Source organism: Curtobacterium sp. MCBD17_003 (genome assembly GCF_003234885.2).
Taxonomy (GTDB): Bacteria; Actinomycetota; Actinomycetes; order Actinomycetales; family Microbacteriaceae; genus Curtobacterium.
On sequence record NZ_CP126275.1, the window covers coordinates 1,675,205 to 1,694,917 of the forward strand.

Here is a 19,713-nt window from a genome sequence, read left to right on the forward strand (position 1 = left end):
CCCCCGCCCCCGCCCGCACGGCCCACCCCACACCAGCACCAGCGCCGGACCCCAGGACAGGAACCATGACCACCACCCCGCCCAGCCCGTTCATCGGCCCGGACAGCCCGCTCGACGCGCGCCAGCAGCAGATCGTCGAGCGCGTGTCGGCCGCGGAGCACGCGTCGATCGTCGCCCTGCCGACGGACCACCCGCTCGACCCGAAGCGGCGTGCGCGGGACGAGGCCACCTACCCGGAGTTCATCGCGCAGCCCGACCGCATCCGCGAGACCCTGGCCGCCAACGATGCCGCCCTCGACGAACTCGCGGACCGGATCGCCGCGATGGACGTCGACCGCGTGTTCGTGACCGGCGCGGGGGACTCCCTCGCGGTGGCGATCGCCGCCCGACAGACGCTCGAGCTCATGCTCGGGGTCCCGGTCGAGCCGGTCCAGAGCCTCGACCTCGCGTACTACCTCGCACCGCTCGTGACGACCCGCAGCGTCGTCGTCGCCCTCTCGAGCTCGGGGGAGACCACCCGGACGGTCGAGGCGGCCCTCGTCGCCCAGCACGTCGGCGCCCTGACCGTCGCGATCACGAACACGGCGGGTTCCACGCTCGACACGGAGTCCGAGCGCACCCTGCTCCTCCGAGCCACCCGGGTCGGCTGGCCCACCCAGTCCTCCACCACGGCGCTCGCGCTCCTCGTCGACCTCGCCATCCGCGTCGGTGCGCTCCGCGGGCACGCGGCCGCCCCCGCACTCCGGCAGGCGCTCGACACGGTGCCCGCGCTCATGGAACGCGTCATCGCCGAGACCGAGCCCCGCCTGCGCGCCATCGCACAGCGAGAGCAGGCCGCCGACGCGTTCCTGTTCTCGGCCGCCGGCCCCTCGTGGGGCGCGGCAATCATCGGCGCCGCCAAGGTCAAGGAGTGCACGCCCGACCACGCCGAGGCGATCCAGGTCGAGGAGTTCCACCACTACAACTCGCTCAAGGCGGGGGAGCCCATCTGGGTGATCGCGCCCGCCGGGCCGTCCGTGCCGCGCGCCGTGCACACCGCGAGCGAGGCGAAGCGCTTCGGCGGCAGCGTCACGGTGGTCACGACCGAGGGCGTGCACGACTTCGACGACGTCGCCGACGACGTCGTGACCGTCCCGGCGGTCCCGGAGCCGATCAGCCCACTCCTCACGGTCCTCCCGGCCCAGCTCACCGGCTACCTGCTCGCGATGGAGCAGTTCGCCACGGCCGAGGCCGCGGTGGCGGCCGAGGCGGGGATGACGACCACGGCGGCGACGCATGCGTGAGGACGCGGCCGCGCCGAGCCTCCTGTGCGTCGGCAACCTGACGATCGACGACTCCGTCATCGACGGTGTGACCACCACCGCACTCGGCGGCGACGCGCTCTTCGCGGCGCTGGCCGCGCGACGCGTGCTCGACGACGTCCGCATGCTCGCACCGGTCGGGACGGACCTGCCCGCCGCGTTCCTCCAGGACGTCGCCGATGCGGGGATCCGCGTCGAGTCGGCACGGCCGCGCGACGGACGCACCGTCCGCAACCGGGTCACCTACGCCGCGGACGGCACCCGCACCTGGGACCTCCTCGACGGCGAGGACGCGTTCGACGCGATGTCGGTGTACCCGGACGACGTCACCCCCGCCGCGCTCACGGCCACGGGCGTGCTCGTCTCCGCCATGAGCCTCCGGTCACAGCTCGCCCTCGGCCCGTGGCTCCGCACCGCGACCGCGGCGACCGTCTACCTCGACCTGCAGGAGGACTACGTCGCGGGCAACGAGGACGCGCTCCTCGCGCTCCTGCCGACGTGCGACGTGTTCCTGCCGAGCGAGGTCGAGGCGGTCGCCCTCGCGGGGACCGACGACCTCGTCGCCGCAGCCGCGGTGTTCCGCGCCGCCGGGGCGGACCTCGTCGTGATCAAGACGGCCGAGCGCGGCTGCGTCGTGGCGACGGCGGACCGGACGCTCGTCGTGCCGACCGACGTCGTGACCCCCGTCGACGCGACCGGCGCGGGCGACGCGTTCTGCGGTGCCTTCGCCGCCGCCCACCAGACGGGCGCGGACCCGGTCGCGGCGGCCCACGCCGGTGCCGCCGCCGCCCGCGTCGCGATCAGCGCACACGGCGTCACGGCGCTCCTCGCCGAGCGCACCGCGGCCGCCGCCGCACCGAGTGGCGCGCCGACCGCCGCGACGACCGGGGCCGCCTGATGCACGTCCGACTCCTCAACCCGAACACGAGCCTGCCGATGACCGACGCCGTCCTCGCCGCCGCCCGCGCGGTCGCGCGCCCGGACACCGTCCTGACCGCGAGCCACTCCAGTGGTGCACCGGCGACCGTCGAGACCCACGTCGACGAGGTGTTCGGCGCCGCCGGTGTGCTCGCGCAGGTGGAGCAGGGCGAACGCGACGGGGTCGACGGCTACGTCGTCGCCTGCTTCGGCGACACGGGCCTCCCGGCCGCTCGTGAGCGCGCCCGCGGACCGGTCGTCGGCATGACGGAGGCAGCGCTCCAGACCGCCGCACTCCTCGCCCACCGGTTCACCGTCATCACGATGCCCCCGCGGACCATCGCCATGACCGACCGCGTGGTCGCGTCGCTCGGCCTCGGGCACCGCTGCGTCGTCCGCGCCGTCGACGTGGCGGTCGAGGAGATCGAGACCGGCGCCGGCCCCGCCTTCGACGCGTTCGCCCGGGAGGCCCGGCACGCGCTCGTCGCGGACGGTGCGGAGGCCATCGTGCTCGGTTGCGCAGGACTCACGGACCTGGTGTCCGGCCTCGGGGACGCGCTCGGCGTGCCGGTGGTCGACGGTGTCGCCGCCGCCACGACCGCGGTCGAGGGGCTGCTCGCGCAGGGGCTGACGACCTCGCGTGCGAACACCTGGGCCGCGCCGACCGGGTCCCCGACCACGAGCGAGGTGTGGGCATGAGCGTGCTGTTCACCGACGTGTTCGTCTGGGCACCGGAGACGCCCGCAGGCATGGTGGGGCCGACCGATCTCCTGGTCGTCGAGGACACCGTGCGCGCGATCGGCCCGGCGGCTCGGCAGCAGGCTCCGGCGGACGCGCGGGTGGTCGCCGGTGGGGGGCACCACGTCCTCGTCCCGGGACTGGTCAACGCGCACTTCCACTCGCCGGCGAACCACCTCAAGGGCGCGTTCCCCAGCCGCCCGCTCGAGACCTTCATGCTCTACGAGTCGCCCGCGGACCCCGACCTCGCCCCGACCCCGCGCGAGGCGTACCTCCGGACGATGCTCGGCGCCCTCGAGATGCTCCGGACCGGGACGACGAGCGTGCAGGACGACGCGTTCCTCATGCCGGCGCCCGATCCCGACGTCATCGACGCCGTCATGCAGGCGTACGAGGACAGCGGCATCCGCGCGAGCGTCGCCCTGGACCAGCCGGAGCTCGCCGACGCCGACAAGCTCCCGTTCCTCGACGACGCCGACGACGCGCTGGCCGCGGCACTCCACGCGCCGGCACCGGCCGCGGCACCGGAACTCCTGGCCGCGTACGACCACCTGTTCCGGCGGTGGCACGGCGCTGCCGACGGCCGGCTCACCGCAGCGGTGTCGATCTCGGCGCCCCAGCGGGTGAGCCCGGAGTACTTCGGTGCGCTCGACGACCTCAGCCGTACGCACGACGTCCCGCTCTTCGCCCACATGCTCGAGACACGCACGCAGCGTGCCCTCTCCGCGCCGGGCAGCGGGCAGGAACGGTTCGCCGGGCGGAGCCTCGTCCGGTACACCGCGGACCTCGGGCTGCTCAGCGACCGCGTCAACGTCATCCACGCGGTGTGGGTCGACGAGCACGACCTCGACCTCATCGCCGCAGCGGACGCCGTCGTGGCGCACAACCCGGTGAGCAACCTGCGGCTCGGCAGCGGCGTCATGCCGTTCCGCGCCATGCGCGACCGCGGCATCCGGATCGCGCTCGGCGTCGACGAGGCGATCTGCGACGACACCGTCAACACCTGGGGCGTCGTCAAGCAGGCCGGCCTCATCCACAACGTCGCCGGGCTCGACGCGGACCGCTGGCCGCTCCCGGCCGAGGTCCTCGACGCGCTCTGGGAGGGCGGCGCCGCCGCGATGCGCCGCGACGGGCGGAACGCCGAGCGCGGCCGGATCGGCCGCATCGCCGAGGGCGCGCAGGCGGACCTCGCGCTGCTCGACCTGCACGCGCCGGCGTTCACGCCGTTCAACGACCTCCGCGGCCAACTCGTCTACTGCGAGTCCGGCGGCAGCGTCCGGATGACGGTCGTCGCCGGTCGGATCGTCGCCGAGGGCGGCCGCGTGGTCTCGGTCGACGAGGCCGCACTCCTCGCGGAGGCCCGGGAGCTGCACGCAGCCCGGCGTCCCGCGCTCGAACGCACGTGGGCCGCGGCCGACGCCCTGTACCCGGCGTACGACGCCGTGGTGCGGCGGGCCGCCCGCACCGACGTGGGCATGACCAGGTGGATCGCCACGGACAGGACGACAGCATGACGCACGACGACACCCGCACCGACACGGCCCCGGGTCACGGCTTCTGGGACTACCGGCCGATCACCGACGCGCCCGGCCGGGACTGGCCCGACGGCCGACGCCTGGCCGTCTACGTCGCCGTCGGACTCGAGGAGTACCGCTTCGGCGTCGGGGCGACCGAGGACATCGTGCCGGACGTCACCGCGCCGGACCTCGTCAACACCTCGTGGCGGGACTACGGCAACCGCGTCGGGGCGTTCCGCCTGCTCGAGCGTCTCGACCGTGCGGGCATCCCACCCACCGTGCTCCTCAACACCGCCGTGTACGACGCCGCGCCGGACCTCATCCGCGCCGCCCGGGCCCTGGGCGCGGAGTTCGTCGGGCACGGCATCTCGAACTCCGACTCGCTCGGGGCCATGTCGAGCGCCGAGGAGGCCGCGTACGTCGCCGCCGTGGCCGACCGGATCGCCGCCGAGGAGGGCGAGGCGCCGGGCGGCTGGTCGAGCCCCTGGCTGACCCACACGCCCTCGACGCTCGACAACCTCGTCGCGAGCGGGTACCGCTACCTCCTCGACCTGCGTCTCGACGACCGCCCCGTGCCGATCACGACCGCTGCCGGCGAGATCGTGGCGCTGCCGTACGCGCTCGAGGTGAACGACAGCACGACGATCGTCGGCCGCGGCGCGTCGGCGTCGGAGTTCGCCGACATGGTGGTCGACGAGTTCGACGAGCTCCTGGAACGCTCCGAGGAGCAGCCGCTCGTCATGAGCGTCGTCGTGCACTCGTTCATCTCCGGCGCCCCGTTCCGCCTCCGTGCTCTCGACCGGGCCCTGCAGCACATGACCGCACACCGGGACCGCGTCTGGTTCACCCAACCGCGGGCGATCGCGGCGCACCTCGCGACGACGGAGGTGACGGCGTGAGCGACCCCATGGACACCCCAAACGCTGGAGGCACGGCCACGGGCGCGGCGGCCACGACGGGCGGCGTGACGGCGTCGATCCGGGACCTGCACGTGTCGCTCGAACGTGACGGCGCCCGCAGCGCGGTGCTGCGCGGCGTCGACCTCGACATCGCCCGCGGCGAGATCGTCGGGCTCGTGGGGGAGTCCGGCTCCGGCAAGAGCATGCTCGCCATGAGCCTGCTCGGGCTCCTGCCGGACGCCGCCCGTCCGCACATCAGCGGCGAGATCCGGGTGCAGGGCACCGACATGGCCCACGGCACCGACGCCGAACGTGCTCGTGCCCGGCGCACCGCGCTCGGCGCCGTGTTCCAGGACCCGATGACGTCGCTCAACCCGACGATGCGCGTCGGCCGTCAGATCGTCGAGGCCGGGCAGGACCGCGCCGGCTCGATCGCCCTCCTCGACGCGATGGGCGTGCCCGACCCCGCGATGCGGTTCAGCGTCTACCCGCACGAGCTCTCCGGTGGCCTCCGCCAGCGCGTCATGGCGGCGATCGCGATGGCCGGGAGGCCCGCCCTGGTCGTCGCGGACGAGCCCACCACCGCGCTCGACGTCACCGTGCAGGCGCAGCTGCTCGACCTGCTCCGCGAACTCCGCGACGAGCAGGGCTGCAGCGTCCTCCTCATCACCCACGACCTCGGCGTCGCGGCCCAGATCGCCGACCGGATCGCCGTGATGTACGCGGGACGCCTCGCCGAGGTCGGTCCCACGGACGCCGTGCTCACCGCCCCCGCGCACCCGTACACGGCCGGCCTCATGCGGTCCCGCCTGTCGCTCGGTCTCGACCGCGACGTCCGGCTCCCGACCCTGCCGCCGGACACGCTGACGCCCGAGCAACGCCTCGTCGGCTGCCCGTACCGCGCACGGTGCCCCCTCGCGTTCGACCGGTGCGTCGCCGAGACCCCCGGGCTCGACGCCTCGGTGCCCGCGCCGGGCCACGCAGCCGCGTGCTGGGCCCCGGCCGAGGTCGTGCGCACCGACGCGGCCACGCCGCGGACCGCCGCGGTCGCACCCGGCCCGGGCCGCGCCTCCCGGCCGGTCGCCACCCGCGCCGCACCGGCCGGTGCCGCCCGCGTCGGTGACGGCACGGCCCCCGCCCCGGCGGTCGTCGTCGACGACGTCGTCTGCACGTACGTCACCGGCCACGGCCGACGGCGACGCACGGTGGAGGCCGTGCGCGGCATGCGCTTCGACGTCGCCGCCGGTGCGTCACTCGCGATCGTCGGCGAGAGCGGTTCGGGCAAGTCGACGATCCTCCGCGCGATCGCCGGCCTCGTGCCCGTCCGGTCCGGACACATCCGGGTCGCCGACGGCGGCGCGCAGATGGTGTTCCAGGACGCCGGGTCGTCACTCACCCCGTGGATGACGGTCGGCGAGACGCTCGCCGAGCGGCTCCGCCCGCAGCGGCTCGGCCGCACCGAGACCGACCGACGCGTGTCCGAGGCCCTCGACGCCATCGGTCTCCCCGCATCGGTCGCACGGCTCCGCCCCTCCGACCTGTCCGGTGGGCAACGGCAGCGCGTCGCGCTCGCCCGAGCGACCGTCGTGCGGCCCGCCGTGCTCCTGTGCGACGAACCGACGAGCGCGCTCGACGCCTCGCTCGCCGCGACCACCCTCAACCTCATCCGGGACATGCGGGAGGAACTCGCCATGACCGTCCTGTTCGTCACGCACGACCTCGCGGTCGCCCGGCTCATGGGCGACCGGATCGCCGTCGTCGCGACCCGCCGGTTCTCACCCGCGGCGTTCACGAGCGGCGTGCACGCCGGACGCACCACGGCATGGGTGCTCGTCGGGCTGCTCGGCGCACTCACCGTCGTCGCGATCGTCGCCCGCCTCATCGCGCCCGACGACCCGATCCAGCCGGTCGGCGGCGTGCAACTCCCGCTCGGGTCGCCGGGACACCTGCTCGGTACCGACTCGATCGGGCGCGACATCCTCTCGCGCACGCTGTACGGCCTCCAGACGTCCTGGTTCTCGGCACTCGCCGTCGTCGCGGTCGGCCTCGTCGTCGGCGGCGTGGTCGGCGTGGCGGCGGGCGTCGCCGGCGGGTGGGTCGACAGCGTGCTCATGCGGGTCACCGACCTGTTCCTCGCGCTGCCGTCCACGCTCGTGGCCATCGCGATCGTCGCGGCGCTCGGACCCGGCATCACGAACACGCTCATCGGCATCTCGGTCGTGTGGTGGCCCTACTACGCACGCATCATCCGGTCCGAGATCCGCGCCACCGTCGCCCGACCCCACGTCGAGGCGGCCCGGGTGGCCGGGGTCGGCCGGGCACGGCTCGTGTTCCGGCACGTGCTCCCCGCCGCCGTGCCGACCGCCATCGTCACCGCGAGCCTCGACATCGGCAACGTCGTGCTCCTGCTCGCCGGGCTGTCGTTCCTCGGTCTCGGCGCGCCGTCACCCGCACCCGAGCTCGGCGCCGACACCGCCGCGAACACGCAGCTGCTCCTCAGCGCGTGGTGGGTGCCCGTCGTCCCCGGCGTCGCCGTGCTCGTGCTCAGCCTCGTCGCGAACCTCGCCGGCGACGGCATCCGCACGCTCGTCGGGTCCAGGAGGTGACGAGCGTGATCCGCTTCCTGCTCCGTCGTCTCGGGTCCCTCGTGGCCGTGCTGCTCGTGCTCAGCGCCGTCGTGTTCCTGCTCCAGCAGATCTCGCCCGGCGACCCGGCCCGCGCGGCACTCGGCGCGAACGCGTCACGGCAGGCCGTCGACGCGGAACGCCACCGCCTCGGCCTCGACGACCCGTTGCCGGTGCAGTTCGTGCGGTTCATCGCCGGGGCCCTGCACGGTGACTTCGGGACGTCGTACCGGACGCACCGGGCCGTCGCCACCGACCTCGCATCGGCGTTCCCCGCGACCGTCGAGCTCGTGCTCGCCGCGTTCGTGATCGCGCTCGTGTTGGCCGGGCTGTTCGCGGCCTCCGCGGCCCTCCGCTGGCCGTTCGCGGGCGTCTACCGGGGAGCGCTGCTCCTCGCGGCGACCGCACCGCCGTTCCTGCTCGCACTCGGCGGGATCATCCTGTTCTACGCGCAGCTCGACTGGCTCCCCGCCTCCGGGCAGGGCACCGGCGGGGTCGGGTCCGCGGTGTCGCACCTCGTCCTGCCCGCGACCGTGCTCGCGATCGCACCGGCACTCGCGATCGGGCGCATCCTGCGGGCCGGTCTCGAGACGACGCTCGTGGCCGACCACGTCCGGACCGCTCGGTCGAAGGGCCTCGGCGAGGGGGCCGTGCTCGCCCGGCACGTCGTGCGGAACGCGATCGGTCCCGCCCTGGCGATGGCGGGCCTCCAGCTCGGGTTCATGTTCGCCGGCGACGTCGTCGTCGAGCAGGTGTTCAGCTGGCCCGGCATGGGCAACTACCTCGCCAACAGCATCCCGACCTCCGACTACCCGGCCATCGCCGCGGTGACGCTCGTGCTCGGCGCGGTCTACGTCGTCGTGAACACGGTCGCCGACGTCCTCCAGACCGCTGCGGACCCGCGTCTCGCCTGACGGCGCGAGCGACCTCGGCCAGCTCCACCCCATCCCACCCAGACGCACCACCCCATCCCATGAAGGAGACACCGTGAGGCTCAGCTCACTCCGTCGGCGGACCCGCATCGCGCTGGTCGCGGCCGCGGCCGTCCCGCTCCTCGCCCTCGCGGCCTGTTCCGGAGGTGGCGGCTCGAGCCCGAACGCCGCACCGGAGAACGGCACGCTCACCGTCGGTCTGCTCGGCGACATCGGCCAGCCGCCGGACCCCGACATCTACTACGCGAACAACGGCCTCGCGATCGTGCTCAACACGTACGAGGGGCTCGTGCAGTACGCGGACGACACCGACTCGGTGAAGATCGCGCCCCGCCTGGCGACGTCGTGGACCGTGAGCGGCGACAACACCGTCTACACGTTCCACCTCCGCAAGGGCGTCACCTTCCACGACGGCACCCCCTTCACCTCGGCGGCGGTCAAGGTCGCCTTCGACCGACGCATCGCCGTCAAGGGCGGCGCCGCGTACATGGTGCAGGGCGTGGAGAGCGTCGCGACGCCGGACGCCTCGACCGCCGTGGTGACCCTCGACGCCCCGAACTCGGCGTTCCTGGACTACCTCGCCTCGCCGTTCGGCCCGAAGATGGAGTCGCCCACCGCGCTGCAGAAGCACGCCGGATCGGACGACGCGCAGACCTACCTGCAGACCCACGACGTCGGGACCGGTCCGTACGAGATCAGCTCGGCCGACCCCGGCACCTCGTGGACCCTGTCCCGCTACGCCGGGTACTGGGGCACGAAGTCGCCGTTCACCACGGTGAAACTGCCGATCTACTCGGACGCCTCGGCGCTGCAGCTCGCGTTCGACCGCGGGGACGTGTCCGCGATCGTCGCCGCACTGCCCTCGTCGAGCCTGTCCAAGTACGAGGACAGCAAGCAGTACGCCAGCTACATGCTCCCCACGCTGCAGTCCGCCCTCGTCACCGTGAACCCGACCAAGTCGTTCTTCAGCAGCAAACAGGCCCGACTCGCGTTCCTCGAGAGCATCGACCAGAAGTCGATCGTCAAGCAGGTGCTCGGCAGCCGCTCCGAGCCGGCGACGACCCTCTACGCCAAGGGCATGATCCCGGGCGGCAAGGACGAGCAGACGATCACGTACGAGCCCTCGGCGATGAAGTCGTACGCGAAGACGCTGCCGTCCGGCACCACGATGACCATCGGCTACGCGAGCGGCAACACGAACGCCCAGCAGATGGCGAACATCCAGGCGGCGAAGCTCCAGGCCGACGGCATCACGGCCACGGCGAAGTCGTACCCGACGTCCCAGGTGTTCGGGTGGATCAACGACCCGACCACGGGCCCGGACGCGTTCTTCGACGGCAACAACGGGCCGGACGGCGGCTCCCCGTACATGTGGGGCCACGTCTTCTGGGACAAGTCGGGCGGCATCGACTACTTCGGCTGCGACGTCCCGGCGGTCGACCAGAAGCTCGACCACGCCGTGCAGACCGGCGACGACAGCGCGTACGTCGCCGCGGCCGAGCAGTACGCCCAGACCGGCTGCTACTACAACCTCTCCTACAACAAGGACTGGGTCGTCGCGCAGAAGTGGCTGACCGGCGTCGCGAAGTCGCACAACATCGGCGCGAACGAGCTGGACTTCAGCAAGCTCGGCATCGCCGGGTGAGGTCCGCGGGCGCCGGTGCACGCCGGCGCCCGCGGTCCTTCCCCCCGTCCACCGCTTCCAGGAAGATCGACCTGATGACCCCTCCCGAGATCGCCGCCCTGGCCACCGTCCCCGCCGCGCCGTCGCTCCCACTGCGGATCCACGCGCGCCTCCGCGAGGCGATCATCCGCGGCGAGTACCCGCAGGGGCAGAAGCTGCCCGAGGTCCGGATCGCCGACGAGCTCGCGGTCTCCCGCGTCCCGCTGCGCGAGGCCGTCCCGATGCTCGAGTCCGAGGGGTTCGTCGTCACGACGCCCCGACGCGGAGCGGTCGTCGCGACGTGGACCTCCCGCCTCGTCCACGACCTCTTCGACCTCCGTGAGGTCCTCGAGGTCGGAGCGGCCCGCCACGCCGCCCGCGCCGTCGCGGGTGGTGCCTCCGTCGACGCACTGCACGAGGCGCTCGAGCACTCGCAGGCCGTGGTCGACGACGGGGACCCGTACGCGATCGCCGCGGCGAGCACGCGGTTCCACGAGGTGATCGTGGAGATGACCGGCAACACGCTCATGCAGGCCTCGATGCGCTCGGTCTCCGGCCGCGTGCAGTGGCTGTTCTACCTGACGAGCGAACTCGACGTGCACGACGCGTTCCACGACCACGTCGAACTCGCCGCCGCGATCGAACGCGGCGACGAGCGGATGGCGGAGGCGCTGGCGTACTCCCACATCGAGCGTGACCGGATGCCGTCGATCGCCGCGCTCCACCCACGCGACTGACCGCGGCGGGCCGTGCCGCGCGCGGGTCAGCGCGCCGGCGTCACGACGCCGCGGCGCCCTCCGCCTCCGGCGCCGCCTTCCGCCGCCCCACGCGGGGCAGGAACACGCCGTCGCGCAGGGACCGCTCGATGTCCTCGAGCGACCGGTTCTTCGTCTCGGGCAGGCGGAAGAAGATGAACACCCAGGCGACCACGTTGAGCCCCGCGTAGACCCACATCGCGCCGCCGAGCCCGAGCCACAGCACGAGCGTCAGGGCCGTGACGGTCACGAGCAGGTCGGAACCCCACAGCGTCATCGCCTGCAGACTCGTCGCGGCCGGTCGGACGGTGAGCGGGTAGAGCTCCGATTCGAGCAACCATCCGATGACCTGCAGACCCCCGGACTGGAAGAACATGAACAGGAGCAGGAACAGGAGACTGAGCACCGGGTTGAGGTGGTCGCCCCCGAACAGGAACAGCGCCCCGAACGCCGCCAGGCTCGCCGCCGAGAACGGGAGCGTGAGCAGGGGGAGCCGCCGACGGCCGATGCGGTCCACGAGCCGACTGCCGATGAACGTCATGAGCAGGTACACCGCACCCACCCCGACGTTCGCCCAGAGTGCGAACGCATGCGGGAACCCGGCCTGCGTCAGGATCGTCGGCGTGTAGTAGATCATCATCTCGAGCCCGGTGATCTGCGTCAGGATCGCGACGCCGACCCCCGCGACGAGCGCGGGCCGCACCCACCGCTCCCGGAGCTGCGACCACGCCGCGCCCCCGCCGGTGCCTCCGTTCTGCTCACGGTCGGCGACGGACCGGATGTCGTCGAGCTCGTCACCCGCGTCGGCGGGGGACCGCCGCACCCACCGGAGGACCGTCCCCGCGTCGTCGTCCCGGCCCGCGTGCACGAGCCAACGGGGGCTCTCGGGGAGCACGAACATGCCGAGCAACAGCACGATGGCGGGCACACCGGACAGCATGATGAGCCAACGCCAGGAGAGCACGTCGTCGAGCGCGACGTTGACGAACGCGGCCGACAGGATGCCGATGCCGATGGCACAGCTGAACAGGGTGACCATCCGCCCGCGCCGCTCCCGCGGTGACAGCTCGGCGACGTACGTCGGGATGACCTGCGTCGACCCGCCGACGGCAAGGCCGAGGAACAGGCGGCTGAGCACGAGGGTCGTGGGGCCGGGGGAGAGCCCGGCGAACACGACACCGAGCACGAACACGGCCGCCACGATCATGATCGTCCGACGCCGACCGATGCGACGTGAGAGCCAGGAGCTGCAGAACGCGCCGAGGACGGCACCGGCGAGGATCGCCGCCGTGATGAGCTGTTTCACCCCGTTGCCGATCCCGAAGTCCTTGCCGATCGAGATCAACGTCCCGGAGATCACACCGGTGTCGTAGCCGTAGAGCAGACCGCCGAGCGCCGCGATGAGCGCGATGCGCCGGACGTGCCCCCGCGTGGCGGACGCCACCTCGCCGTCGGACCGGCCCTCGCGGTCGATCTCGTCGGGGATGCCCCTGCCCTTGGTCGCTGTCGTCACCGCGCACACGGTACGGCGGTCCCGCCGAGCGCGGTCACGGCCGGGAGGCCCGGGCGCCGCGTCGCGCCGCCGCCGCCCGGCGTCAGGCCGAGTGGGCGGGCCGTCGCGTGTGGTCGCCGCGGCCGGAACGTGTTCGGGTCTGCTCGGCGCAGTGGAGTGCGGGGTTCCGCGGAACACCGGCGAACCGGTCGGAGTCGGTGAGGAAGGAACGGACGGCGGTCATGCGACCAGCCCTTCACGAGGCTGTGGACACCTCATCGCTGCCGGACCGCCTCGCTGTGCCAGCGTTCCGCGGATCGCGGAGGCCGTCGTGGCGACGAGACTGCTGAACAGCCCGGTTCCACGACTCTACGATCTGCGATCGGGAGGCCCAACTCCCTCCACCGGACCATCCGGATCGCGCGGTCCACGCCCTTGCATGCATCTCCACGACCACGGCGCGCCGCTTAGGCTGGACCGCATGGCCACCGTCATCCTCGTCCGCCACGGCCGCACCACCGCCAACGCCTCCGGCGTCCTGGCGGGGCGGGCGGCGGGTGTGGCGCTCGACGACGTCGGACGGTCGCAGGCGCGCCGCACGGCCGAGCGACTCGCCGTCGTGCCGCTCGTCGGCGTCGTCACCAGCCCCCTCGAGCGCTGCCGTCAGACGGCGCGGGCCGTGACGGACCTCCAGGCCGGATCAGCGACCACCCTGGTGGACCGTGGCATCACGGAGTGCGACTACGGGGACTGGCAGGGGCGCGCCCTCGGCGAACTCGCGAAGGAGGCTCTGTGGTCGGTCGTGCAGTCGCAACCGTCGGCCGCGGTGTTCCCGGGCGGCGAGTCCATGGCGGCGATGCAGACACGCGCCGTCGCGGCGATCCGGCGCCACGACGCCCGGTTCGAGGCCGAGCACGGTCCGGGCGCGGTCTGGGCGGCGGTGAGTCACGGCGACGTCATCAAGTCCGTGATCGCGGACGCCCTCGGCATGCACCTCGACCTCTTCCAGCGGATCTCGGTCGGGCCGGCGTCGGTGTCGATCATCCGGTACGGCACCGCCCGTCCGGACGTCGTCGCCACGAACACGGACTCGGGTGACCTGTCCTGGTTGCGCGCGCCGGCACCCGCCGCGGACGCCCCGGTGGGCGGCGGTGCCGGGCATCCGGAACCGACGGCCGACGGCCCCGCCCCTCGCTGACCGGGGCTCGACCGGACGCTCGTAGGATGGACGCATGCCCACCATCGTGCACGGGTTCGACTGGCCCGATCGCGTCGTCGTCGGCACCGTCGGCCGACCGGGATCGCGCTCGTTCTACCTGCAGGTCCGGTCCGGCTCGCGGGTCGTCAGCGTCGCCCTCGAGAAGGAACAGTCCGCTGCCCTCGCCGAGAAGATCGGCGAGATCCTCGACCAGCTGATGACGACGGCGGGCAACCCCGTCAGCGTGCCCTCGGGGACACCCGTCGAGCTCGTCGACAACGAGCCACTCGAGCAGCCCGTGGAGCCGGAGTTCCGAGCCGGTGCGATGACGCTGGGGTGGGACCCGACGACCTCGCAGGTCGTGATCGAGGCGTTCCCCATCGACACCGCGGACGACGACGACGTCCCCGACGAACCCGCCGAGATGCTCGTGGTGCGCATCCCGGTCGGGACGGCGCGTGCCTTCGCCGAGCGCACGCTCGAGGTCGTCGGCGCCGGTCGAGCGATGTGCCCGTTCTGCGGCACCCCCATGGACCCGGACGGGCACGTCTGCCCGGTGCTCGGCGAGCGCTGATGCCCGAGGGGCCCGACCTCCTCACCGCGGACCTCGAGATCAGCGGGCGCATCACGACCGCCTCGAACGCCACCTTCCTGGGGACCATCGGCGACACCACGGTCGTGTACAAGCCGGTGTCGGGGGAGCGCCCGCTGTGGGACTTCCCGGACGGCGACCTCGCGCACCGCGAGGTCGCGGCCTACCTGGTGTCCGAGGCGTTCGGATGGGACGTCGTCCCGCGCACGTGGCTCCGCGACGGCCCGCTCGGCGCGGGGATGGTGCAGCTCTGGCAGGACGTCGACCCGGACCAGGACCCGGTCGACCTCGTCCCCTCGGACCAGGTCCCGGACGACGGCTGGCGCGAGGTCCTCGACGGGGACGACGAGACCGGCCGACCCGTGACCCTCGTCCACGAGGACTCCGTCGCACTCCGGCGCATGGCCGTGTTCGACGTCGTCGTCAACAACGCGGACCGGAAGGGCGCGCACGTCCTCGCGATGCCCGACGGTCATCGCCACGGGGTGGACCACGGGTTGACCTTCCACCAGGAGCACAAGCTCCGGACCGTGCTCTGGGGCTGGGTGGGCGAGGAACTGACGGACGACGAGCTGGCCGGTCTCGACCGCGTCCGCGCCGGGCTCGAGGGCGACCTCGCCGAGACGCTCATCGCGTACCTGAGCGCCGAGGAGATCGGGGCGTTCGCCGGCCGGTGCGCCCGCTTGGCGGCGCGTGGTCGCTTCCCGGCGCCGCACGGGCCGATGCCCGCGCTGCCCTGGCCGCTGTTCTAGCGGTCCCAGCCGCCGCGCCCCTGGTCTCCCCGCCCCCAGCCGCCGCCGAAGGCGTCGTCGAACCCGGCGGCGCCGAAGCCGCCGCGTCTCGAACCGAGGTAGGACCCGACCACCGCGGCCCCGAGGTCGTCGGCCTCCGGTGCGACGACGGTCCCGCCCGCGCGCTTCGCCATGGCGTCGATGAACCGGGCGAGCCCGGGGTCGTCGCCGAGACGGAAGAAGCTCGTGTGCGCTCCCAGGCGCGTCGACGTGTCGAGTTCGCGGATCGCGTGGGCGATCGTCAGCGGATCCGGCGGGTAGGCGAAGTACACCTCACCGCCCGGCTCGAGGTGCGAGGTCGGCTCGCCGTCCGTCACGACGAGCAGCACCGGTTGCGCGTTCGGGTGCTTCCGGAAGTGCCGGTTCGCCAGGAGCAGCGCGTGGTGCAGGTTCGTGCCCTTGTCCCACTGCGCGTCGAGCCCCACGAGCTGCTCGATCTCCATGACCTCGGCGGTCCTCCCGAACCCGATGAGCTGCAGGTCGTCGCCGCGGAACCGACTCGTGATGAGCGTGTGCAGGGCCAGCGCGGTGCGCTTCATCGGCACCCAGCGGTCCTCCATCGCCATCGAGAACGACGTGTCGACGAGGAGCGCCACGCACGCCTGTGTCCGCGCCTCGGTCTCCTGCACCTCGACGTCGTCGATCGTCAACCGGACGCCGGAACCGATCGCGCGCCCCTCGCCAGCGGTGCGCGTCAGGGCGTTCGTCATCGTGCGGGTGACGTCCCACGGCTCGGTGTCCCCGAACGCCCAGGCCCTCGTCGCGCCGGAGCGCTCGCCCGCTGCTCCAGCGCTCCGCAGGTCGCGGCCTCCCGTGCGGCCGCTCATCTTCTCGGCGACGTCGCGGAGCAGCGCCGTGCCGAGCTGTCGCATGGCCTTGGGTGTCAAGCGGAGCTGCCCGTCGAGTCCGCGCTTGAGTGCCCCGGTGTCGCGGAGGGCCTTCTCGAGCTGCTGCAGCGTCCGTGCGTCGACCGCGGACTCCTCACCGAGCTGCCGCCGGAGCGCGTCGAGGTCGAGGTCGTCGAGCTGTGACCCGTTGTGCGACTGCGCGAGCTGGTCGGCGAGCTGGTCGAGGTCCGCCAGGTCCTGGAACACTCCGGTCCCGTCGCCGAGCCCGAGACCCTCGTCGCCGTCCATGCGCTCGCCCCCGCCCCAGTCCTCGCCCGGACGGAGCGCGCGGAGGTTCCCGTCGAGTTGCGCGAGGGACTGCATCAGGTCGGGGGAGCCGAAGGCCTGGGCCGCCAGCGCGTCGAGCTCGTCCCGCTGCTCCCGGGTCATCGAGTTCCGCATGCGCTGGGCGGCCGCGGCTCGGGCGGCGAGGGCGTCGAGCAGTTCGTCGATGTCCACCGGCGCCTCGGGGAAGAACGCCCCGTGCTTCGCCATGAAGTCCTCGAACTGCTCCGGCGTGTCGGCCCCCCGCGCGTGCGCGTCGAGCAGTTCGTTCAGGTCGGTGAGCATGTCGTTGATCGCGGCCCGGTCGGCGTCGGTGGCGTTCTCGAGCGCCTGCTTCATCCCGGCGAACCGCTGGTCGAGCATCTCGCGCCCGAGCAGGTCCTTGATCCGCCCGTAGGCCGCGGCCGCCTGCGGACTCTGCCACCGGTAGTCGCTGAGCTCGCTCACCGCCGCGGCGGGGGAGGACGGGAGGCTGTCCAGCTGCATCTGGGCGAGGGCGCGGACGCCGTCGTCCATCTCCACGTCACGCGCCAGCTGGCCGCGCTCCTGCGTGACGGCCTGGTCCAGCAGCTCGCGGATCTCCTCGAGCGTGCCGTCGAGGTTGTGCTTGCGCGTCAGTTCGCGTCGACGCTCGGCGACACGGCGGGCGAGGTCGTCGAGCCCGGCCTGGTCACGACCACCACGGCGGAGGAACTCCCGCATCGCGCGCTCGGGTGAGTACCCGGCCATGACGTCCTGACCGATGGCGTCCATGGCCTCGCTGGTGTCGACGGGCGGCGCGAGCGGGTCCGGGCCGCCGGCGTACTTCCGGTACCGGGCGTCGCGGGCGAGCCGCCGGTTGGTCCCCGTCATGCGACCTCACATCCCATACGCTGCTTCGCCCCCGCCGGTCTCCTTGCTCACGCGACGGGCCAGGTACAGCCCCTCGAGCGCGAGTTCGATCGCCCCGGCGCGCTCGCCGTCGGTGTGCGCACCGAGCCGGTCGGCGACCTGGTCGTACAGGTCGGACTCGCCGAGTGACGGCAGGCCGGACAGGAAGTCCCGCGCGGTCACCTGCTCGCCCGTGGTGACCATCCCGCCGCGTTCGAGCGCGTCGACGAGCACGCCGAAGTCGATGCCTCGGAAGTGCGCGCGCACCGTCTCGGCGGTCGCCGTGCGGAGCAGGTGCTCGAGGACGTCGTCCGCGCGGTCCTCTTCGCCCGACTCGAACTCGATCTTGCCGCCGAGCACGTCGACCGCGGTCTCGAGGTCGATCGGGCGCGCCACGGCCTCGTCCTCGCCCTGCCGTGTCGCGCGGTGGACCGCCGCGGCGGCGATGGTCTCGGCACCGGCGATCGCGAACCGCGCGCTGACGCCGCTGCGCTGGTCGACCGCGCTCGACTCGCGGAGCGCGCGGGTGAACCGGGCCAGGATCTCGACGAGCACGGCCGGCACGTCGGCGGTGAACTCGGCCTCCTGTCGGATGACCGCGATCTCGTCGTCGAGCTCGGTGGGGTAGTGGGTGCGGATCTCGGCACCGAAGCGGTCCTTGAGCGGGGTGATGATGCGCCCGCGGTTCGTGTAGTCCTCGGGGTTGGCGCTCGCGACGACGAGCACGTCGAGCGGCAGGCGGAGCACGTACCCGCGGATCTGGATGTCGCGTTCCTCCATGACGTTGAGCATCGCGACCTGGATCCGCTCGGCGAGGTCCGGGAGTTCGTTGATCGCCACGATCCCGCGGTGGCTGCGGGGGATGAGCCCGAAGTGGATCGTCTCGGGGTCACCGAGGCTGCGGCCCTCCGCGACCTTCATCGGATCGACGTCGCCGATCAGGTCCGCGACGCTCGTGTCGGGCGTCGCGAGCTTCTCGACGTACCGGTCCTCCCGGCGCCGCCACTCGATCGGCAGGGCGTCGCCCAGCTCCGCCGCCCGGCGCACGCTCTCGGTCGTGATCGGCTCGTACGGGTGCTCCCCGAGCTCGGAGCCGGCGATGACGGGCGTCCACTCGTCGAGCAGGCCGGCGAGCGTCCGGAGGATGCGCGTCTTGCCCTGGCCACGTTCCCCGAGCAGCACGACGTCGTGACCGGCGATGAGCGCACGCTCGAGCTGCGGGATAACCGTCGACTCGAACCCGTGCATGCCGGGCCAGGGATCCCGACCGGCGCGCAGGGCGGCCAGGAGGTTGTCACGGATCTCGGCGCGGACGCTCCGGGCCTGGTGGCCCGAGGCGCGGAGATCGCCGACGGTGGTCATCGTTGGACGCATCACCCCGTCAACGGTACGCCCGCCCTCCGCGGCCGGGCGGTCAGTCGTCGAAGTCGGTGCTGCGGCTGACGGCTTCCCAGGTGTCCGCGTCCGCGCGCAGCGCGTCGAGGGCGGATCGGAAGCCGTCCGACGCGTCGTTGCCGAGCAGGAGCATGAACGGCGGCTCGTCCGACTCGACGGCGGTGATGAGCGCCTCCGCGGCCTTGGCCGGGTCGCCCTTCTGCGTGCCGTGGACGGTGTCGTGTTCCTTCCGGCGTCTGCCGGCGGTCTCGGCGTAGTCCGCGATCGGCTCGGCCGACTGGGTCAGCGAGCGTCCGGCGAAGTCCGTCCGGAATCCACCGGGCTCGACCACCATCGCGGTGATGCCGAGCGGCGCGACCTCAGCGCGGAGCGACAGGGTCAGGGCCTCCATCGCCGCCTTGACCGCGGCGTAGTAGCCGGATCCGGCGGGGGAGATGCGGGCGCCGATCGACGAGATGTTCACGATGGTGCCGGATCGGCGGCCGCGCATGCCGGGCAGCACGGCCTTGATCGTGCGGACGGTCCCGAACACGTGGGTGTCGAAGAGGGTCTGGACGGGTCCTTCCTCGCCCTCCTCGACCGCCGCCCGGTACCCGTACCCGGCGTTGTTGACGAGGACGTCGACGGCGCCGAACCGGTCCTCCGCGGCCCGCACGGCGGCGGTGACCTGCGCGTCGTCCGTGACGTCGAGCGCGAGCGCGAGCGCGGAGTCGGGGTGGTCGCGGGCGATGTCCTCGACCTTCGTCACGTCGCGCGCGGTGACGACGGCGTTGTGACCGTGGGCGAGCACGGCCCCGGCGAACGAGCGCCCGAGTCCGGTCGAGCAGCCGGTGATGAGCCAGGTGGCCATGGTGGG

Annotated in this window: 16 protein-coding genes; 12 read left to right on the forward strand and 4 right to left on the reverse strand. The window is 72.9% G+C overall.

The window, feature by feature from the left end:
• Nucleotides 1-65 precede the first annotated feature (65 nt).
• From DEI88_RS08005 to DEI88_RS08045, 9 genes are all read left to right on the forward strand, one after another.
• Nucleotides 66-1,283 (forward strand): SIS domain-containing protein, encoded by a 1,218-nt coding sequence (locus tag DEI88_RS08005; RefSeq protein WP_111072770.1) that lies wholly within the window; start codon nt 66-68, stop codon nt 1,281-1,283.
• Nucleotides 1,276-2,199, forward strand: coding sequence for a carbohydrate kinase family protein (locus tag DEI88_RS08010; protein ID WP_111072769.1), 924 nt, complete (start codon nt 1,276-1,278; stop codon nt 2,197-2,199). Before DEI88_RS08005 ends, DEI88_RS08010 begins: the two co-directional genes overlap by 8 nt.
• Complete coding sequence (locus DEI88_RS08015) at nt 2,199-2,918, forward strand: aspartate/glutamate racemase family protein (protein ID WP_111008995.1); 720 nt, start codon at nt 2,199-2,201, stop codon at nt 2,916-2,918. The genes DEI88_RS08010 and DEI88_RS08015 overlap by 1 nt, the downstream gene beginning before the upstream one ends.
• Complete coding sequence (locus DEI88_RS08020; RefSeq protein WP_111072772.1) at nt 2,915-4,471, forward strand: amidohydrolase family protein; 1,557 nt, start codon at nt 2,915-2,917, stop codon at nt 4,469-4,471. Before DEI88_RS08015 ends, DEI88_RS08020 begins: the two co-directional genes overlap by 4 nt.
• Complete coding sequence (locus DEI88_RS08025; protein ID WP_111013358.1) at nt 4,468-5,373, forward strand: polysaccharide deacetylase family protein; 906 nt, start codon at nt 4,468-4,470, stop codon at nt 5,371-5,373. Before DEI88_RS08020 ends, DEI88_RS08025 begins: the two co-directional genes overlap by 4 nt.
• A complete protein-coding gene (locus DEI88_RS08030) occupies nt 5,370-7,979 on the forward strand; it encodes an oligopeptide/dipeptide ABC transporter ATP-binding protein (protein WP_146246124.1) in 2,610 nt (869 codons plus the stop codon). The genes DEI88_RS08025 and DEI88_RS08030 overlap by 4 nt, the downstream gene beginning before the upstream one ends.
• A gap of 5 nt (nt 7,980-7,984) precedes the next feature.
• On the forward strand, nt 7,985-8,911 hold the full coding sequence (locus DEI88_RS08035) for an ABC transporter permease (protein ID WP_111009329.1): 927 nt from the start codon (nt 7,985-7,987) through the stop codon (nt 8,909-8,911).
• A gap of 73 nt (nt 8,912-8,984) precedes the next feature.
• Nucleotides 8,985-10,574, forward strand: coding sequence for an ABC transporter substrate-binding protein (locus tag DEI88_RS08040; RefSeq protein WP_111072767.1), 1,590 nt, complete (start codon nt 8,985-8,987; stop codon nt 10,572-10,574).
• A 74-nt stretch (nt 10,575-10,648) separates the two neighbouring features.
• Entirely contained in the window at nt 10,649-11,329 is a 681-nt protein-coding gene (locus DEI88_RS08045) for a GntR family transcriptional regulator (protein ID WP_111013354.1), read from the forward strand.
• A gap of 40 nt (nt 11,330-11,369) precedes the next feature.
• Here DEI88_RS08045 and DEI88_RS08050 read toward each other — a convergent pair whose 3' ends face one another.
• Nucleotides 11,370-12,860 (reverse strand): sugar porter family MFS transporter, encoded by a 1,491-nt coding sequence (locus tag DEI88_RS08050; RefSeq protein ID WP_220038191.1) that lies wholly within the window; start codon nt 12,858-12,860, stop codon nt 11,370-11,372.
• 460 nt (nt 12,861-13,320) lie between these two features.
• Between DEI88_RS08050 and DEI88_RS08055 the strand changes: the two genes are divergently transcribed.
• The 3 genes from DEI88_RS08055 to DEI88_RS08065 are packed head-to-tail and all read left to right on the forward strand — an operon-like array spanning nt 13,321 to nt 15,381.
• Nucleotides 13,321-14,037, forward strand: a complete 717-nt coding sequence (locus DEI88_RS08055) for a histidine phosphatase family protein (protein ID WP_111072766.1) — start codon at nt 13,321-13,323, stop codon at nt 14,035-14,037.
• Nucleotides 14,038-14,071: 34 nt separating this feature from the next.
• Nucleotides 14,072-14,611 carry a DUF3090 domain-containing protein gene (locus tag DEI88_RS08060; RefSeq protein ID WP_111072765.1) on the forward strand — a complete coding sequence of 180 codons (540 nt, stop codon included), beginning with the start codon at nt 14,072-14,074 and terminating at the stop codon, nt 14,609-14,611.
• Nucleotides 14,611-15,381, forward strand: a complete 771-nt coding sequence (locus tag DEI88_RS08065; protein WP_111009004.1) for an SCO1664 family protein — start codon at nt 14,611-14,613, stop codon at nt 15,379-15,381. Before DEI88_RS08060 ends, DEI88_RS08065 begins: the two co-directional genes overlap by 1 nt.
• On the opposite strand, the gene DEI88_RS08070 is transcribed toward DEI88_RS08065, so the two are convergent.
• Genes DEI88_RS08070 through DEI88_RS08080 form a run of 3 tightly spaced genes read right to left on the reverse strand, consistent with a single transcriptional unit; the run spans nt 15,378 to nt 19,707 of the window.
• Nucleotides 15,378-17,444 carry a vWA domain-containing protein gene (locus DEI88_RS08070; RefSeq protein WP_111013352.1) on the reverse strand — a complete coding sequence of 689 codons (2,067 nt, stop codon included), beginning with the start codon at nt 17,442-17,444 and terminating at the stop codon, nt 15,378-15,380. The genes DEI88_RS08065 and DEI88_RS08070 overlap by 4 nt on opposite strands.
• 6 nt (nt 17,445-17,450) lie before the next feature.
• The gene (locus DEI88_RS08075) at nt 17,451-18,836 is read right to left on the reverse strand and encodes a magnesium chelatase ATPase subunit I (RefSeq protein ID WP_111072764.1); all 1,386 of its coding nucleotides are present in this window, start codon (nt 18,834-18,836) and stop codon (nt 17,451-17,453) included.
• A 40-nt stretch (nt 18,837-18,876) separates the two neighbouring features.
• Nucleotides 18,877-19,707: an oxidoreductase gene (locus tag DEI88_RS08080; RefSeq protein ID WP_111009332.1), complete on the reverse strand. Its 831-nt coding sequence runs from the start codon at nt 19,705-19,707 to the stop codon at nt 18,877-18,879.
• Between the last annotated feature and the right edge of the window lie 6 nt (nt 19,708-19,713).

What these genes read in the sequence shown, in the direction of transcription:
- DEI88_RS08005 (WP_111072770.1), top strand. Translation starts at nt 66, where the DNA reads ATGACCACCACCCCGCCCAGCCCGTTCATCGGCCCGGACAGCCCGCTC.
- DEI88_RS08010 (WP_111072769.1), top strand. Translation starts at nt 1,276, where the DNA reads ATGCGTGAGGACGCGGCCGCGCCGAGCCTCCTGTGCGTCGGCAACCTG.
- DEI88_RS08015 (WP_111008995.1), top strand. Translation starts at nt 2,199, where the DNA reads ATGCACGTCCGACTCCTCAACCCGAACACGAGCCTGCCGATGACCGAC.
- DEI88_RS08020 (WP_111072772.1), top strand. Translation starts at nt 2,915, where the DNA reads ATGAGCGTGCTGTTCACCGACGTGTTCGTCTGGGCACCGGAGACGCCC.
- DEI88_RS08025 (WP_111013358.1), top strand. Translation starts at nt 4,468, where the DNA reads ATGACGCACGACGACACCCGCACCGACACGGCCCCGGGTCACGGCTTC.
- DEI88_RS08045 (WP_111013354.1), top strand. Translation starts at nt 10,649, where the DNA reads ATGACCCCTCCCGAGATCGCCGCCCTGGCCACCGTCCCCGCCGCGCCG.
- DEI88_RS08055 (WP_111072766.1), top strand. Translation starts at nt 13,321, where the DNA reads ATGGCCACCGTCATCCTCGTCCGCCACGGCCGCACCACCGCCAACGCC.
- DEI88_RS08060 (WP_111072765.1), top strand. Translation starts at nt 14,072, where the DNA reads ATGCCCACCATCGTGCACGGGTTCGACTGGCCCGATCGCGTCGTCGTC.
- DEI88_RS08065 (WP_111009004.1), top strand. Translation starts at nt 14,611, where the DNA reads ATGCCCGAGGGGCCCGACCTCCTCACCGCGGACCTCGAGATCAGCGGG.
- DEI88_RS08070 (WP_111013352.1), bottom strand. Translation starts at nt 17,444, where the DNA reads ATGACGGGGACCAACCGGCGGCTCGCCCGCGACGCCCGGTACCGGAAG.
- DEI88_RS08075 (WP_111072764.1), bottom strand. Translation starts at nt 18,836, where the DNA reads ATGCGTCCAACGATGACCACCGTCGGCGATCTCCGCGCCTCGGGCCAC.
- DEI88_RS08080 (WP_111009332.1), bottom strand. Translation starts at nt 19,707, where the DNA reads ATGGCCACCTGGCTCATCACCGGCTGCTCGACCGGACTCGGGCGCTCG.